Source organism: Streptomyces sp. NPDC047974 (assembly GCF_040653375.1).
Classification (GTDB): domain Bacteria; phylum Actinomycetota; class Actinomycetes; order Streptomycetales; family Streptomycetaceae; genus Streptomyces.
Map to the genome: position 1 here is coordinate 117505 of NZ_JBEZNU010000014.1, position 14001 is coordinate 131505.

Here is a 14001-nt window from a genome sequence, read left to right on the forward strand (position 1 = left end):
CTCAGTCCTCCACCCGCACCCCCAGCCGCGCCGCGAACACCGGCGCCAGGTCCAGGAGCTGCGTCGAGGAGACGACCGCGCCCGCCAGCGACTCCACCCCGCGCGCGATCTCCAGCCTGCGCACCCCGCGCAGGTCCACGTCGGCCAGCTTCGCCCCGGAGACGTCCACCCCGACCAGCTCGCAGTCCACGAACGCGACGCGCTCCAGGGTCGCCCCGCCGAAGTCCGGCTCCACCAGGACGCACCCCTCGAAGACCACGTCGCGCAGGGTCGCCGCCCGCAGGTTCGGATAGTCCCACTTGCCGCCCCGGACCAGCACCCGCTCCCACGCCGAGCCGTGCAGCTGCGTCCCCCCGAACCGCGCGTCCACCACCTCCGCGTCCCGCAACCGCGCCCGCGACAGGTCGGTCCCCACGCCCCGCACCGCCTCCAGGCGCGAGTCCAGGAACCCGGCGCCCGTCAGCCGCGCCTCGTCCAGCACGCACTCCCGCACCGCGCAGTCCAGGAACCGCGCGCCCTCCCCCGAGGCACCCGTCAGATCGAGCCCGGCCAGCTCCAGGCCGTCGTAGTCCCCGTCGGGGGCGAGTCCGCCCTCGTACGGCTCCAGAGGCGGCAGCCTCAGCTCCACTCGGCGGGGCGGCCTGGTCTTTCGCGTCATGCCCCCATGGTGGCGCACGCCACCGACAACCCGCCGACGACCCGCCCTTGACCTCAAGCAAGGTCGAGGTACGAGTGTGGGGGCACAGCCACCGACGAAGGGGAACCGTCATGCACGCCATCCGCCTCCACGCCTTCGGCCCCGCCGAGAACCTCACCCACGAGGAGGTTCCCGACCCCGTCCCCGCCGCCGGCCAGGTCCGCATCGCCGTCGCCGCCGCCGGCGTCCACCTCCTCGACACCGCCCTCCGCGAGGGCGCCCCCGGCCCCTTCCCGGCCCCCGCCGAACTCCCCACCGTCCCCGGCCGCGAGGTCGCCGGCACCGTCGACGCCGTCGGCGAGGGCACCGACCCGTCCTGGCTCGGCAAGCGCGTCGTCGCCCACCTCGGCATGAACCCCGGAGGCTACGCCGAGCTCGCCGTCACCGACGCCGCCCGCCTCCACGAACTCCCCGACCACCTCGGCGAGGCCGAGGCCGTCGCCATGATCGGCACCGGCCGCACCACCCTCGGCATCCTCCAGTTCACCGCACTCGGCCCGGACTCGGTCGCGATCGTGCCCGCCGCCGCCGGCGGCATCGGCACCCTCCTCGTCCAGTACGCCAAGAACGCCGGCGCCACCGTCGTCGGCCTCGCCGGCGGCCCCGCCAAGGTCGCCCGCGTCCGCGAGAACGGCGCCGACCTCGCCGTCGACTACACCCGCCCCGACTGGCCCGCCGAGGTCCGCGCCTTCCTCGGCGACCGCACCGCCACCGTCGTCTTCGACTCCGTCGGCGGCGACACCGGCCGCGCCGCCGTCGACCTCCTCGGCAAGGGCGGACAGCACCTCGTCTTCGGCTGGTCCGGCGCGGGCCTCCACGACGGCGAACCCCTCTCCTTCACCGAGGAGGAACTCACCGCGCGCGGCATCACGTCCGGCTCCGTCCTCGGCCCCGTCATGATCCGGAAGGCCGGAGGGGACGTCCGCGCCCTCGAACTCGCCGCGCTCGCCGCCGCCTCCGACGGCACCCTCCGCCCCGCCGTCCACCGCTTCCCCCTCGCCGAAGCGGCGGAAGCCCACCGCGCCCTGGAGACCCGGGGCACGATGGGCAAGGTGGTACTCGTCCCGTAGACGGGACTCAGACGCCGAGGACGTCCCAGGAGTGCGCCTTGAACTCCTTCCGGAAGTCCTCGTGGTCCTCCCACATCCGGGCGATGGAGCGCAGCGCGTCCCAGTTGTGCTCCAGCGCCTGGTCCACCACCTGGCGCAGCTCCGGCGCCGTCTCGCGCTTCTCCACCAGCCCGGTGACCTGCGAGGCCGCCTGCACGGTGTAGCGCAGCGCCCGCAGGGCGCGGGAGGTGTCGTCCATCCCGAAGCCGTGGTCGCTGCCGTTCTCGGGGTCGAAGAGCGGGGTCAGGCGCGCCTCGATGAAGTCGGTGATCCGCTGGAAACGGGCCTCGACACCCAGGTCGTGACCGTGGTCCTTGTCGTCATTGCACATAGGGCATTCCTACACCCGGCCCCGCGCACCGAGCGCCGCCAGGGCCCCGTCCGTCAGCCGGTACACCGACCACTCGTCCTGCGGGCGGGCGCCCAGCGACTCGTAGAAGTCGATCGACGGCTTGTTCCAGTTCAGCACCGACCACTCCAGGCGCTCGTAGCCGCGCTCCACGCAGATCCGCGCCAGCTCGGTCAGCAGCGCCTTGCCGTGGCCGCCGCCGCGCGCCTCCGGACGGACGTACAGGTCCTCCAGGTAGATGCCGTGGACCCCGCGCCAGGTCGAGAAGTTGAGGAACCACAGCGCGAAGCCGACCGGCTCGCCGTCCTCGGTCTCGGCGATGTGCGCGAAGGCGGCCGGCCGCTCGCCGAAGAGCGCCTCGTGGAGCTGCGAGGGCGTGGCACGGACCTCGTCGAGCGCCTTCTCGTACTCGGCGAGGTCACGGATCAGGGCGTGGATGACGGGCACGTCGGCGGGTGTGGCGGTACGGATCATGCCCTCAGCGTGCCAGCAGCGCCCGCGCGATGCCCACCTGGTCGGCGTCGAGCGCGGGTTCGCCGTCCTCGACGTCCCACAGACCGTTCTGCAGCACCCGCCCCAGCGTCCACGCCAGAGCCCGCCCCCGGTCCAGCCCCAGCCGCTCCGTGAGCAGGTCGAAGCGCCAGCGGATCTCGGCCGGGTCCGGGTTCCACAGGTCCGTCAGGGCCGGCAGCAGCTCGAAGCCGGGGTCGCCCGAAAGCGGCTTCGGGTCGATCGCCAGCCACGGCTCGCGCTCCGCGCCCAGCACGTTGTCGTAGTGCAGGTCCCAGTGCAGCAGCCGGTCGCCGGGCTCGTCCACGACCTCGCGGACGGCGGCGGCGCAGTCCGCGAGCAGCGCCGCGTCCCCGGCGCCCAGCCGGGCCCTCGCATCCGGGACCTGTTCGAGCATCCGCCCGGCGATCGCGTCGAGCCGCCGCAGCCCCGGCGGCGCCGGGAGCGCGGACAGCCGGGCGAGCAGCCCGGCCAGGATGCGTACGGCCTCCCGTTCGTCGCCGTGGCGCGACAAGTGCCGCCGCTCGTCGGCCCGTTCGAGGAGCATCGTGCCGGTCTCCGGGTCATGCTCCAGGAGCCGCACCGCACCGTCCCCGCCCCACGCGCGGAGCGCGACGGGCTCGCCCTCGCTCTCCTCGTCGAGGAGTTGGAGCTTGAGCGCGGCGGGCGTGCCGTCGGCCCGCCGCACCGGCAGCACCAGCGAGGCGACGCCGTGCATCGAGCGGCCTGCGAGCCGCAGCCCCCACCGGGCGAGGAAGTCCTCCGCCCGCCCCGGCAGCGCGGCGACGAAAGCCCGCCCCGCCTCGCCGTTGTACCGCCCCTGGGACTCCGCGAGTTCATCCGGTACGTGGATCACCCACCGACCCTACGACCCGAGCGCCCCGTCCGACAGCTCCCCGAACTCCGCCGCGTCGTCCAGCCCGGCCCCGCGTCCGCCGTCACCGTGTGCGGCGCGTCCGCGTCCGCGTCACCGACGACGGTCTTCGTGCCGTCCACGGCCGACGGCCGCGCGCCCCGCGTCGCCGCGCGCCCCGTGGCGGCCGGCTCGCCCGGGCCCGCCGGCGCACGCCCCGACGCCGAACACCCCACCCCCGCAAGGCCGATGAGCCCCGCCGGGACCCCGCCCGCGACGGCACGCCGAGTCCTGCGTACAGCCATGGGGGGGATCCTTCCGCAGCGACGAAATCCGCACGCCCGCACCCAGGCGCGCCGCCGGCCGCCACCGGCCGCCGAAAGACCCGTTTCCAGAGGACCGGCGCCCCCGGTACCCTCCCGCCACGCACCGGGAAGAGGGACGACATGAACACCAGCACGGTCAACGGCGGCATCTCATTCTGGTTCGCCCAGGAGGGCCTGCCGGAGCCGCAGGAGCCGCTCCCCGGCGACCGGACCGCCGACGTCTGCATCGTCGGCGGCGGCTACACCGGCCTGTGGACCGCCTACTACCTGAAGAAGGCGGTGCCCTTCCTCGACATCGTGGTCCTGGAGGCCCGCTTCTGCGGCTACGGCGCCTCCGGCCGCAACGGCGGCTGGCTCTACAACGGCATCGCCGGCCGCGACCGCTACGCCGAGCTGCACGGCCACGACGCCGCCGTCCGCCTCCAGCAGGCGATGAACGCCACCGTGACCGAGGTCCTCGACGTCCTCGACGCCGAGAAGATCGAGGCCGACCAGCACCGCGGCGGCGTCCTGGAGGTCGCCCTCACCCCCGCCCAGCTGACCCGCCTCAAGGAGTTCCACGCGATCGAGCACGCCTTCGGCGAGACGGACCGGGAGATCCACGGCGCCCGCGAGACCGCCGAACGCATCCGCGTCGCCGGCGCCGTCGGCTCCTCCTGGACCCCGCACGGCGCCCGCGTCCACCCGGTGAAGCTCGTCAACGGCCTGCGCGCCGCCGTCGAGGCCCTCGGCGTCACGATCCACGAGTCGACCCCGGTCACGGAGATCAGGCCCAAGCACGCCGTCACGCCGTACGGCACGGTCCGGGCCCCCTACGTGCTCCGCTGCACGGAGGGCTTCACCGCCTCCCTCTCGGGACAGCGCCGCACCTGGCTCCCCATGAACTCCTCCATGATCGCCACCGAACCGCTCACCGACGCCCAGTGGGAGTCCATCGGCTGGAACGGCCTGGAGACCCTCGGCGACATGGCCCACGCCTACATGTACGCCCAGCGCACCGCCGACGGCCGCATCGCGCTCGGCGGCCGGGGCGTCCCCTACCGGTACGGCTCGAAGACCGACAACGACGGCCGCACCCAGCCCCGGACCGTCCGGGACCTCCACGACCTCCTGATCCGCTTCTTCCCGCAGCTCGCGGGCGTCCGCGTCGACCACGCCTGGTCCGGCGTCCTCGGCGTCCCCCGCGACTGGTGCGCCACGGTCGCCCTCGACCGCTCCACCGGCCTCGGCTGGGCCGGCGGCTACGTCGGCTCCGGCGTCGCCACCACCAACCTCGCCGCCCGCACCCTCCGCGACCTCATCCGCCAGGACTCCGGCCAGTCCGGCCCCACCGAGCTCACCACCCTCCCCTGGGTGAACCACAAGGTCCGCACCTGGGAGCCGGAACCCCTCCGCTGGCTCGGCGTCCACACCCTCTACACCGCCTACCGCGCCGCCGACCACCACGAGGCCACCACCCACACCCCCACCACCGCCCGCACAGCCCACTGGGCCAACCGCATCGCGGGCCGCTGACCCCCGGACGCGCCGCGCGCACCGAACACGACGAAGGCCCCGAACCCCTCACGGGGGCCGGGGCCTTCGTCGTACGAGCCGCCTGTCGGAATCGAACCGACGACCTCAAGATTACAAGTCAAGCGCTCTAGCCAACTGAGCTAAGGCGGCGGGCGCGCACGTCGGGCACGCGCGCGTGGCCCACTCTACACAGGGTCCCGAAATCGCTCGGGGGGAAAGCCAGGGGGGAAGCCGGGGACGGCGGCGCGGGCGCGGTAGAGGGGGCCGGCCACCGGGTCGGCGAGGACGTCCCGTTCCAGACGGGCCGGCGCCGCTCCGGGGGCGGGACTCCACCGTCTGCCGCAGGTGGGGCATGACCGCCGGTGCCCAGAGCTCCGCCCAGTCCACCAGGACCTCGGTGCGGGCTCCGGGTCGAGGAGCAGCCGGCGCATGACGTTGGCGGGGGGCCGGCGGCGGGGGAAGAAGGCGCGGAAGTCCCCGTTGTGGGCGACGACGCCGGACTCGACGTCGCCGAGGTACACGAGCGTGCCGGTGATCCCCTCGACGATCCGCCGCCACGCCCCGGCGACGTCGGTGCCCGCGCTGCCGTGCAGGGCGCCCGGCGGGTTCTCCTTGCGCGTCACCCGCCGGAGGAAGGTCCACACTCGTGCTCGTCGAGCCCGAGGACCTGGGCGACGGCCGTGAGGAGGTCGGCGCCGGGGTGGGCGAGCCGGCCGTTCTCCAGGCGGTTGTACGTGCCCCGGGCGCGCGCGAGGAGCTCGTCGGTCTGCTCCTGGCCCAGCCCCTCGCCCCGTCTCCCCGGACCCGGGAGCCATGGGGGAAATCCCCTGGTCACCGGGGATATGGCGGCCCGGCGGCGCTGGAGGACCCGCTTCAGGGAGCGCCGGTCGTCGGCGGAGAGCCGCAGGGAACGCCTCCATCGGTGGGGGGAGCGGCAGGGGCGGTGCCGGACGATCATCCGGAAAAGTCACCGGCTGCGACTACTGACAGACCCGACACCGCCGGGGTAGCGTCAAGCGGAGTTCACCCTGGTGGACTAGACCTCAATCCTTCCTTTACTCGGATCGTCCGGCACGTTCCTGCCGGTGAAGGGACACATCACCATGGCTTCCGTCACTTTCGACAAGGCGACCCGCATCTACCCGGGTGCCACCAAGCCCTCCGTCAACCAGCTCGACATCGAGATCGCGGACGGCGAGTTCCTCGTCCTCGTCGGTCCCTCGGGCTGCGGCAAGTCCACCTCGCTGCGCATGCTCGCCGGCCTGGAGGACGTGAACGCGGGCGCCATCCGCATCGGTGACCGCGACGTCACCCACCTGCCGCCGAAGGACCGGGACATCGCCATGGTGTTCCAGAACTACGCGCTGTACCCGCACATGACCGTCGCCGACAACATGGGCTTCGCGCTCAAGATCGCCGGCGTCAACAAGGCCGAGATCCGCGCCAAGGTCGAGGAGGCGGCGAAGATCCTCGACCTCACCGAGTACCTCGACCGCAAGCCGAAGGCGCTCTCCGGCGGTCAGCGCCAGCGCGTCGCCATGGGCCGCGCGATCGTCCGCGAGCCGCAGGTCTTCCTCATGGACGAGCCGCTGTCGAACCTCGACGCCAAGCTCCGCGTCTCGACCCGTACGCAGATCGCCGGCCTGCAGCGCCGCCTCGGCATCACCACCGTGTACGTGACGCACGACCAGACCGAGGCCCTCACCATGGGCGACCGCGTCGCCGTGCTGAAGGACGGTCTGCTCCAGCAGGTCGACACCCCGCGCAACATGTACGACAGGCCCGCGAACCTCTTCGTCGCCGGCTTCATCGGCTCCCCCGCCATGAACCTGATCGAGGTCCCGATCACCGAGGGCGGCGTGAAGTTCGGCAACAGCGTCGTCCCGGTCTCCCGTGACGCGCTCGCCACCGCCGCCGCCAACGGCGACACCACCGTCGTCGTCGGCGTCCGCCCGGAGCACTTCGACGTCTCCGGCGCCACCAGCAAGGACGGCGTGGCCGTGACCGTCAACGTCGTCGAGGAGCTCGGCTCCGACGGCTTCGTCTACGGCTCCACCCGCGTCGGCGGCGAGGACAAGGACATCGTCATCCGCGTCGGCGGCCGCGAGATCCCCGCCAAGGGCTCCACGCTGCACGTCGTCCCGCGCGCCGGCGAGCTGCACGTCTTCTCCAAGTCCACGGAGCAGCGCATCAGCGAGTGACCCGCCGGGCCGGAAACGGCCCGTGGCGAACGGCCCCGTGTCCCTGGCGGATGCGGGGTCGTTCGTTTAAACGGGATCGCCCCGCAGATAAGCGGGCTTACCCCGGAAAACCCCGGCATTCAGGGCCCGCCCCACCACCTCGCGTCAACACAGAATTCGAAAAGCCGCGTCGAACCATCCCTCGCGAGAGTGACTAAATGTCGCCATATCACTACCGGCCGCTACGCTCGCCTGCGTGACGCACACTGCCCGCCGAATCGGCCGCTCCCTCGCCCTCGTCCTGCCCGTCGTCCTGGTCCTGTCGGGAACGCTCGCGGTGTCCGCCGTGCCGTGGGCCGGCCAGGACGCCGAAGGCCGGATGCTGACCGCCTCGTCGGCGGACGTCTCCACCCGCGCCAAGTCCCGCGCCCCGCAGGACGTCCTGCGGGACCGGCTCCTCGCCGAGCTCCAGGAGAAGGACCCCGGCGTCGCCCTCACCCACCTCCAGCGCGAGGTGGAGAACCGCCCCTCGCTCGCCGAGCACTGCGTGTCGATCGCCCGCGCCCTCGGCCGCGCCGCCGTCGAGCACTACGGCCCGGCCCGCGCCCAGGCCTTCTCCCGCCCGGTCTGCGACACCGCGTACGCGACCGGCGTGATGCGCGCGACGGCCTGAGCGCGCTCCCCGCGCCCGCGCCCGCGGGGCACCTATCGTTCCCCGTATGCACACCACTCCGACGCAGGCCGTGGTCCTGGCGGGCGGCCAGGGCTCGCGGCTGCGCCCCTACACCGACGACCGCCCCAAGCCGATGGTCGAGATCCCGGGCACCGGGACCCCGATCATCGGCCATCAGCTGTCCTGGCTGGCCGCCGAGGGCGTCACCGACGCCGTCGTCTCCTGCGGGCATCTCGCCGAGGTCCTCCAGGAGTGGCTGGACTCGGCCGACCTCCCGCTCAAGGTGACCACGGTCGTCGAGACCGAACCGCTGGGCCGCGGCGGCGGCCTCAAGTACGCCGCCGCGCACCTGCCCGATCCGGACCGGCCGTGGTACGCCACCAACGGCGACATCTGGACCCGCTTCTCGCTGCGCGAGATGGCCGCCTTCCACGACGAGCGCGACGCCACCGCCACCCTCGCCCTGGCCCGCCCCCGCATCCCGTGGGGCGCCGTCGAGACCGACACCTTCGGGCACATCACCGACTTCGTCGAGGCCCCGCCGTCGCCGTTCCTCATCAACGCCGGCGTGTACGTCTTCTCCCCCGCCTTCACCGAGCTCCTCCCCGACCTCGGCGACCACGAGCGGACCACCTTCCCCCGCCTCGCCCGCGAGCGGCGCCTGGCCGGCTTCCCGCTGCCCCAGGGGGCGTACTGGAGGGCCATCGACACCGCCAAGGACCTCACGGAGGCCGCGAAGGAGCTCGCCGCCCAGAGCCACTGACGGGCCACCGGCGCCGGGCCCCGCCACGCGAAGAGGCGGCACCGTCCCTCCGGACGGTGCCGCCTCTCCCGTACGCGTACGGCCCCGGGCTCAGCCCAGCAGGCCGCCGATCGGGTTCCGCGGCGCGTCGCCGCCGGTCGTGGCCTCCTCGGTCGGCGGCTGCTCGCTCGTCGAACCGGTGGAGCCGGAGCCGGAAGTCCCGCCCGTGGTGCTCGGGGTGTCGCTGGTGGACGGCGGCGGCGCGGGCTTGGACTGGGTCGGCGAGGAGCTGCCGCTGGTGGTGCCGCCGGTGGTGCGCGGGGCCGTCGGCAGGGTCTCCTGCGTCGGCGCGGAGCTTCCGCTGCCGGTCTCGGCCGGCCGGGTCGCCTCCTGGGTCTCCTCCGCCTCCTCGCGGGCCTCGGTGCTCGTCGACGCCGAGGGCTCCGGGCGCTCGCCGCGCGGCGACTCCGACGGGGTGCGACGCCGCTCCGGCTCGGTGGGGAGCGGCTGGCCCGGCAGGTGGTTGATCGGGTCGTCGTTCGGGCCCGGCACGGTCACCATCTCCGTGGAGCGGACGGCGCCGCCGAGGACCGAGCCGATCAGCAGCGTGAGGCCGACGACGATGGAGGCGAAGAGGGTCGAGCGGCGCACCACGCGGCGGCGCAGCTGCCACAGTTCGGCGCGCGGGCCGAGGGTCCGCCAGGCCTCGCCGGCCAGACGGGAGTCGACGGAGTAGACGGGGGCGCCGGCGATGATCAGCGGCGACCAGGCGGCCAGGTAGATGATGTCGGGCGCGTCGTAGACGGGCACGGTCCGCCAGCTGACGGTGAGGATGAGCGCGGCCGACAGCAGCGCGCCGACGACGGCGGCGGCCCGCTGCCAGAGGCCGAGGACGGTGAGGACGCCGACGACGACCTGGAGGAAGGCGACGGTGAGTCCGGCGCCGACCGGGTGCTGGAGCGCGAAGTCCCGCAGCGGCTCGGCGAGCGGCCACGGGTGCAGCTGGGTCAGCCACTTGACCATGGAGCCGCGCTCGCCGCCGTCGAAGTAGACGGGGTCGCAGAGCTTGCCCATGCCGGCGTAGATGGAGATGAAGCCGAGGAAGACGCGGAGCGGGAGGAGCACCACGCCGAGGTTCATCCGGCGCCCCGGGTAGTAGGCGTGCCGGACCCCCGCCGCGGCGGTGCCCGCCCGGCCCTCCTCGTACGGCTCCGGCTCGGGCCGCAGGTCGTACACCTCGTCGTAGGCGCCCTCGGCGCGCCGCATCGGCGGCAGCAGGGGGGCGGCGGCCTCGGCGGGCACGACGGGGGTCGGCATCGTGTCGTCGATGCGCGGGATGGTCTGGGTGGTCGGCTCCAGCGTGGAGACCGCGGCACCGGGGGCGGCCTCGGCCTCGCGCACGGCCTGGAGGAGCCCGGTGGCGCCCGGCGTCGCCTTCCCGGTCCACACGACGGGGCGGCGCCGCGGCGCGCCCGCGCCGCCGACGCCGGAGAGGCCGGCCAGGCGCGCGTTCGCGGCGGACCTCGGCGGCTGGGCAGGCGCGAGCCGCACCCGGAAGCTGGCGTGGTTCACGATCACCTGGGCGGGATCGGAATCCACCTTGACCATGCTCAACGCCGGCTGATCGTCGAACCCCGGCCGGGGCGTTCTGGTGTCCACACTCATCTAACCGAGTGACGCGGGGTTAGGACACTGCCTTGACAGTCGGGAAATGTCCGAGACCCGTCAAGATCATCGCCGTTGTCAACGCCCCTGCCGTGAACCACTGTTCGTTGTCGGTGCCGCCGTTTAGGTTGGGAGGCGAGTGATGCCGGTCGAGGGGAGCGACAGCATGACCAGTCCCGTTGCGCGCGAGCCGGACGAGGGAGCGGAGGCCCGGGAGCCGTCGCGGGTGCCACGGCAGCGGGCCCCGCAGGAGCCGGCCGCCGCGGCGAACCAGCTCGTGTTCTCGGACCTCGACCACTACCCCGTCGTCGCCCAGGCGCTCGACAACCAGTGGCTGCCGACCGAACTGGCGGTGGAGCGACAGGAGTCGGACGCCCCGGCGAAGGACGCCCGGTCCACCGCCGCCGCCGCGGCCGAGCTGCGCCGCGCACTGGTCAACAGCGGGACCCTCGTGGTCAACCGCGCCTTCTTCGTCAACAACGAGGCGCTGTACGAGAACTACGTCCCGCACGCCGAGCCGGCGGACCGCCGGGCCTTCGGCGAGCTCCTCGGCGACCGCGCGATCGTCCCGTACCTGTACCTGGAGCGGGACGGCACCGAGGACTTCGCCTTCGGCCACGACAGGGTCGCGGGCACGGCCTGGCGCCGGCTCGTCAGCGAGGAGACCGAACCCGCCTTCGTCCGCCTGGACTGGGACGAGGACGCCAACCGGGACGGCGCCGACCGCATCGCCCAGCGCTTCAGCCGGCAGCTGGCCGGCCTCCAGTGGCTGCGCGACCAGCAGCTCGCCCGGGACCTGGGGATCCCCAGGGAGCTGGCCGCGTCCATGCGCTCCGGCATCCTGAAGGAGATCTCCCGCTGGGCCGCCGACCAGGACGGCTCCGGCAGCATCACCAGGAACACGGTCTACCAGCGGTTCCTGACCCGGCCCGGCTCGGATCCGTACCGGAACCTGCTGCGGGACGGCGACGAGATCGTGCCGACCAAGCAGCTGATCGACCTCATGTACAACCTGGGGGTGCCGGACGCGAGCGGACTGATCGCGCTGACCCCGCCCGGTTCCCCGCCGCGCCGCGCGCTCCAGGAGGAGGTGTCGCCACGGGCGCTCGCGCAGGACCCGGAGGCGGTCGGCCTGCTGGTCCGGAATCTGCTGGCGGACTCGCTGCACCGGTCGGTCGACGGGCCCAACTCGTACGCGGGCCTGTCGCTCGCCGACATCGTCGCCCTGCGCGGGACCCCGGAGTGGGGGACGTACCTCGGGTCGCTCGAAGCGTTCCTGCACGGCAGCTTCCAGGGCGGGCGGCTCCCGGACCGGGCCGAGTTCATGGAGCGGACGGCGGCGATCGCCCGGGACCACGCGCGGATGCTGCGGACGGCGCGCCGGCTCACCCGGTCGTCCGAGGGCTTCGCCCGGGAGATCACCACGGCGCTGGTCCTGGAGTCGGCCGGCATCGCGGTGCAGATCGTGAGCGGTGAGCCGCCGACCGTGCTGTCGGGCGCGCTGCAGGCGCTGACGGCGGTGGGCGGGGCGCTCACCGTCCGCCTCGAGTTCTGGGACGAGGCGGCGCGCGGCCGCCGCGCGGGCCTGGGGCACTCGCTGACATTGCCGACGCTGCGGCTGGGCAATCTGAAGAAGGACTGGGCGGTCATCGAGGCCGCGTGCGGCGCGGAGTTCGTCGGGGCGGGACGGGCCGACGGCCCGCGCGGCACCCAGGCCGACCAGCAGGGACGGAACGAGTAGCGGAGAGCGTGCGATGAGCGGCGAGCAGGTACGGCGGTACGAGCGGCTGCGCGCGGAGCGGCCGGAACTGTTCCGCAACGAGCCGGGCGGGATCGAGATCCTGACGGACCCGCCCGCAGTGGAGGCCGCCGGCGGGGTGGTCTACCAGGACCCGTACCTGCTGCTCGTCCGGGATCCGGTGCGCTTCCCGGACGGCCGGCCCGGCACCTACATCCGGGCGCTGGCGCCGGTCGCCGAGCCGGGGTGCGTGGTGCTGCCGCTGCTCGACGGCGGGATGGTGCTGATCGAGCACTACCGGCACGCGACCCGGTCCTGGCACTGGGAGGTGCCGCGCGGCTTCGGCACGGCAGGGCTCAGCGCCGCGGAGAACGCGGCGAAGGAGCTCGGCGAGGAGATCGGCGCGCGGGTGCGGAAGCTGGTGCCGCTCGGCGAGATGCATCCGGACACGGGGCTGCTCGGCGACCGGGTGCTGCTGTTCGCCGCCTACGTCGACGGGGTCGGGCGGCTCGCGGGCGGCGAGGGCATCCGGGCGGCGCGGACGGTGCCGTTCGCGGAGGCGGAGGCGATGATCGCCGACGGGCGGATCACCGACGGCTTCACGCTGGCCGTCCTGACCCGGGCCCGGCTGGCCGGCCTGGCGGGCTGAACCGCCCGTCAGGCCGTACCGGCTTCGTTCAGGCCATGCGGCGGCGGGCCGCCTCGTACAGCACGACACCGGCGGCGACACCGGCGTTGAGGGACTCGGCGCCGCCGGGCATCGGGATGCGGACGAGGATGTCGCAGGTCTCGCCGACGAGGCGGGAGAGGCCCTTGCCCTCGGAGCCGACCACGATGACGACGGGGCCTTCGAGGGCCTCCAGCTCGTGGACCTCGGCCTCGCCGTCGGCGGCGAGGCCGACGACCGTGAGCCCGGCCTTCTGGTACTCCTGCAGGCAGCGGGTGAGGTTGGTGGCGCGGGCGACCGGGGTGCGGGCGGCGGTGCCGGCCGAGGTCTTCCAGGCGCCGGCGGTCATGCCGGCGGCACGCCGCTCGGGGACGACGACGCCGTGGCCGCCGAAGGCGGAGACGGAACGGACGATCGCGCCGAGGTTGCGCGGGTCGGTGACGCCGTCGAGGGCGACGATCAGCGGGTCCTCGTGCTCGTCGTAGGCGGCCGCGGCGAGGTCCTCGGGGTGCGCGTACTCGTACGGCGGGACCTGGAGGACGAGGCCCTGGTGGTTCAGGCCGTTGGTCATCCGGTCCAGCTCGGGGCGCGGCGCCTCCATGATGTTGATGTTGCCGCGGCCGGTGGCGAGGTTGAGGGCCTCGCGCACGCGCTCGTCGTTGTCGATGAACTGCTGGACGTAGAGGGTGGTGGCGGGCACGCCGTCGCGCAGCGCCTCGAAGACCGGGTTGCGGCCGACGACCATCTCGGACTGGCCCTTGCCGCCGCGGCGGGCCACGGGCTTGCGCTTGGCCGCGTTCCTGGCCATCGCGTTGGAGACGCGGAAGGCCTTGTGGCCCTTGCGGTCCTCGGCCTTGGGCGTCGGGCCCTTGCCCTCCAGGGCGCGGCGTCGCTTGCCACCGCTGCCGATCGTCGCGCCCTTCTTGTTGGACGTGCGACGTCCCCTGCGCTGGCTGTTCCCGGCCATGACTGCTACC

At 73.7% G+C, this 14001-nt stretch carries 15 protein-coding genes and 1 tRNA gene; 7 read left to right on the top strand and 9 right to left on the bottom strand.

Going from position 1 to position 14001, the window contains the following annotated elements:
- Position 1: 1 nt before the first annotated feature.
- Complete coding sequence (locus tag AB0E19_RS21080; RefSeq protein WP_362182201.1) at positions 2-658, bottom strand: pentapeptide repeat-containing protein; 657 nt, start codon at positions 656-658, stop codon at positions 2-4.
- A 110-nt stretch (positions 659-768) separates the two neighbouring features.
- On the opposite strand from AB0E19_RS21080, the gene AB0E19_RS21085 reads away from it, so the two are divergent.
- Positions 769-1767: a zinc-binding dehydrogenase gene (locus AB0E19_RS21085; protein WP_362182205.1), complete on the top strand. Its 999-nt coding sequence runs from the start codon at positions 769-771 to the stop codon at positions 1765-1767.
- Between the two features lie 7 nt (positions 1768-1774).
- Here the strand turns inward: AB0E19_RS21085 and AB0E19_RS21090 are convergent, their stop codons facing one another.
- The 3 genes from AB0E19_RS21090 to AB0E19_RS21100 are packed head-to-tail and all read right to left on the bottom strand — an operon-like array spanning position 1775 to position 3521.
- Positions 1775-2137, bottom strand: a complete 363-nt coding sequence (locus AB0E19_RS21090; RefSeq protein ID WP_362182208.1) for a hypothetical protein — start codon at positions 2135-2137, stop codon at positions 1775-1777.
- A 9-nt stretch (positions 2138-2146) separates the two neighbouring features.
- Complete coding sequence (locus AB0E19_RS21095; protein ID WP_362182211.1) at positions 2147-2629, bottom strand: GNAT family N-acetyltransferase; 483 nt, start codon at positions 2627-2629, stop codon at positions 2147-2149.
- A 4-nt stretch (positions 2630-2633) separates the two neighbouring features.
- On the bottom strand, positions 2634-3521 hold the full coding sequence (locus tag AB0E19_RS21100) for an aminoglycoside phosphotransferase family protein (protein WP_362182214.1): 888 nt from the start codon (positions 3519-3521) through the stop codon (positions 2634-2636).
- Between the two features lie 443 nt (positions 3522-3964).
- On the opposite strand from AB0E19_RS21100, the gene AB0E19_RS21105 reads away from it, so the two are divergent.
- The gene (locus AB0E19_RS21105; protein ID WP_362182217.1) at positions 3965-5359 is read left to right on the top strand and encodes an FAD-binding oxidoreductase; all 1395 of its coding nucleotides are present in this window, start codon (positions 3965-3967) and stop codon (positions 5357-5359) included.
- A 76-nt stretch (positions 5360-5435) separates the two neighbouring features.
- On the opposite strand, the gene AB0E19_RS21110 is transcribed toward AB0E19_RS21105, so the two are convergent.
- The 3 genes from AB0E19_RS21110 to AB0E19_RS21120 all read right to left on the bottom strand — a co-directional run bounded on the left by AB0E19_RS21110 (position 5436) and on the right by AB0E19_RS21120 (position 6317).
- Positions 5436-5509 (bottom strand) — tRNA-Thr (locus tag AB0E19_RS21110).
- Positions 5510-5544: 35 nt separating this feature from the next.
- Complete coding sequence (locus tag AB0E19_RS21115; RefSeq protein ID WP_362182220.1) at positions 5545-5982, bottom strand: hypothetical protein; 438 nt, start codon at positions 5980-5982, stop codon at positions 5545-5547.
- Positions 5979-6317, bottom strand: a complete 339-nt coding sequence (locus AB0E19_RS21120) for a helix-turn-helix transcriptional regulator (RefSeq protein ID WP_362182224.1) — start codon at positions 6315-6317, stop codon at positions 5979-5981. The genes AB0E19_RS21115 and AB0E19_RS21120 overlap by 4 nt, the downstream gene beginning before the upstream one ends.
- Before the next feature lie 145 nt (positions 6318-6462).
- Here AB0E19_RS21120 and ugpC point away from each other — a divergent pair, with 145 nt between their 5' ends.
- The 3 genes from ugpC to AB0E19_RS21135 all read left to right on the top strand — a co-directional run bounded on the left by ugpC (position 6463) and on the right by AB0E19_RS21135 (position 8975).
- Positions 6463-7560 carry a sn-glycerol-3-phosphate ABC transporter ATP-binding protein UgpC gene (gene ugpC / locus AB0E19_RS21125; RefSeq protein WP_360607975.1) on the top strand — a complete coding sequence of 366 codons (1098 nt, stop codon included), beginning with the start codon at positions 6463-6465 and terminating at the stop codon, positions 7558-7560.
- Between the two features lie 235 nt (positions 7561-7795).
- Positions 7796-8212 (top strand): hypothetical protein, encoded by a 417-nt coding sequence (locus AB0E19_RS21130; RefSeq protein ID WP_360607973.1) that lies wholly within the window; start codon positions 7796-7798, stop codon positions 8210-8212.
- Positions 8213-8258: 46 nt separating this feature from the next.
- Positions 8259-8975: a nucleotidyltransferase family protein gene (locus AB0E19_RS21135; RefSeq protein ID WP_362182229.1), complete on the top strand. Its 717-nt coding sequence runs from the start codon at positions 8259-8261 to the stop codon at positions 8973-8975.
- 90 nt (positions 8976-9065) lie between these two features.
- Here AB0E19_RS21135 and AB0E19_RS21140 read toward each other — a convergent pair whose 3' ends face one another.
- Positions 9066-10619 carry a DoxX family membrane protein gene (locus AB0E19_RS21140; protein WP_362182232.1) on the bottom strand — a complete coding sequence of 518 codons (1554 nt, stop codon included), beginning with the start codon at positions 10617-10619 and terminating at the stop codon, positions 9066-9068.
- A 166-nt stretch (positions 10620-10785) separates the two neighbouring features.
- Between AB0E19_RS21140 and AB0E19_RS21145 the strand changes: the two genes are divergently transcribed.
- Both AB0E19_RS21145 and AB0E19_RS21150 read left to right on the top strand, forming a co-directional pair.
- A complete protein-coding gene (locus AB0E19_RS21145; RefSeq protein WP_362182235.1) occupies positions 10786-12360 on the top strand; it encodes a hypothetical protein in 1575 nt (524 codons plus the stop codon).
- 13 nt (positions 12361-12373) lie between these two features.
- Positions 12374-13006: an NUDIX hydrolase gene (locus AB0E19_RS21150; protein WP_362182238.1), complete on the top strand. Its 633-nt coding sequence runs from the start codon at positions 12374-12376 to the stop codon at positions 13004-13006.
- A 28-nt stretch (positions 13007-13034) separates the two neighbouring features.
- Here AB0E19_RS21150 and rlmB read toward each other — a convergent pair whose 3' ends face one another.
- A complete protein-coding gene (gene rlmB, locus AB0E19_RS21155; RefSeq protein ID WP_362182241.1) occupies positions 13035-13991 on the bottom strand; it encodes a 23S rRNA (guanosine(2251)-2'-O)-methyltransferase RlmB in 957 nt (318 codons plus the stop codon).
- Between the last annotated feature and the right edge of the window lie 10 nt (positions 13992-14001).

What these genes read in the sequence shown, in the direction of transcription:
- rlmB (WP_362182241.1), bottom strand. Translation starts at nt 13,991, where the DNA reads ATGGCCGGGAACAGCCAGCGCAGGGGACGTCGCACGTCCAACAAGAAG.
- AB0E19_RS21080 (WP_362182201.1), bottom strand. Translation starts at nt 658, where the DNA reads ATGACGCGAAAGACCAGGCCGCCCCGCCGAGTGGAGCTGAGGCTGCCG.
- AB0E19_RS21085 (WP_362182205.1), top strand. Translation starts at nt 769, where the DNA reads ATGCACGCCATCCGCCTCCACGCCTTCGGCCCCGCCGAGAACCTCACC.
- AB0E19_RS21150 (WP_362182238.1), top strand. Translation starts at nt 12,374, where the DNA reads ATGAGCGGCGAGCAGGTACGGCGGTACGAGCGGCTGCGCGCGGAGCGG.
- AB0E19_RS21095 (WP_362182211.1), bottom strand. Translation starts at nt 2,629, where the DNA reads ATGATCCGTACCGCCACACCCGCCGACGTGCCCGTCATCCACGCCCTG.
- AB0E19_RS21145 (WP_362182235.1), top strand. Translation starts at nt 10,786, where the DNA reads ATGACCAGTCCCGTTGCGCGCGAGCCGGACGAGGGAGCGGAGGCCCGG.
- AB0E19_RS21140 (WP_362182232.1), bottom strand. Translation starts at nt 10,619, where the DNA reads ATGAGTGTGGACACCAGAACGCCCCGGCCGGGGTTCGACGATCAGCCG.
- AB0E19_RS21135 (WP_362182229.1), top strand. Translation starts at nt 8,259, where the DNA reads ATGCACACCACTCCGACGCAGGCCGTGGTCCTGGCGGGCGGCCAGGGC.
- AB0E19_RS21090 (WP_362182208.1), bottom strand. Translation starts at nt 2,137, where the DNA reads ATGTGCAATGACGACAAGGACCACGGTCACGACCTGGGTGTCGAGGCC.
- AB0E19_RS21120 (WP_362182224.1), bottom strand. Translation starts at nt 6,317, where the DNA reads ATGATCGTCCGGCACCGCCCCTGCCGCTCCCCCCACCGATGGAGGCGT.
- ugpC (WP_360607975.1), top strand. Translation starts at nt 6,463, where the DNA reads ATGGCTTCCGTCACTTTCGACAAGGCGACCCGCATCTACCCGGGTGCC.
- AB0E19_RS21105 (WP_362182217.1), top strand. Translation starts at nt 3,965, where the DNA reads ATGAACACCAGCACGGTCAACGGCGGCATCTCATTCTGGTTCGCCCAG.